Origin of the sequence: Extibacter muris (genome assembly GCF_004345005.1) — a bacterium.
Taxonomy (GTDB): domain Bacteria; phylum Bacillota; class Clostridia; order Lachnospirales; family Lachnospiraceae; genus Extibacter; species Extibacter muris.
Map to the genome: position 1 here is coordinate 1 of NZ_SMMX01000068.1, position 754 is coordinate 754.

General features: G+C 46.7%; 1 protein-coding gene. It reads right to left on the reverse strand.

The genetic code is table 11. From position 1 onward, the window contains the following. Positions 1-156 precede the first annotated feature (156 nt). The coding region (locus E1963_RS23640; RefSeq protein ID WP_201272089.1) for a hypothetical protein at positions 157-754 on the reverse strand (598 nt) is incomplete at its 5' end.

The following is a 754-nucleotide window of genomic DNA, read 5'->3' on the forward strand; positions in this document are numbered from 1 at the left end:
TCTCCCCTCTTTTTCTCCCTTTTCCCTTTCTCCTCTTTTTCTCCTTTCCTTTTTCCTCCTTCCTCTTCCTCCTTTCCTCTCCCTTCTTTTTTTTCCCCTTCCCCCTCTCCCTTCCCTTCTCTTTCCTCTTTTTCTTCCCCTCCTATGTATTATAAGTCAACTCCTTTCCCCTCCCTTTCCTTCTCTTCTTTCCTCCTTTTTTTTCCCTTTTCTTCCCCCTTCTCTTTTCCCCCCCTCTTTTTCTTTCTTCTTTTTCCTATGACAACCTTCTTTTTTTTCTTTTCTTTTCTCCCCTTCTCTCCCTTTTTCCTCCTCCCTTCCCCTTCTTTTTTCCCTCCCTTTTTCCTCCTTCCTTTTTTCCCCTTTTCTCCTTTTCTCCCCTTCTTTCTTCTTTTCTTCCTCTCCTTCTCCCTCTCCTTCCTTCTCTTCCTTTCCTCTTCCCTCCTCTTCTCTCGTTTCCCCCCGAAGAAAATTGATGGCTCTTTTTCCTTCTTTTCCCTTTTCCTCTTCTTCCTTCCTTCTTCCTTCCATTCCCCTTGGTGTGGACACTGGCTGGCTCCTTCTTCCTTTTCCCCCTTCTCCCTTTCCCTCTTCCTCTCTCTTCTTCTCCCCCTGGTTGACTGCTTTTTTGTCGTATGTATACTTCTGTTCGATCTCCCCCCTCCCCCCTCTCCTCTTTCTTCCCCACCAAAAGAGATGGCCCCTTCCCCCTCCTTCTTCCCTTCTTCTATTGCTGATTTCCTCTTCCTCTCCT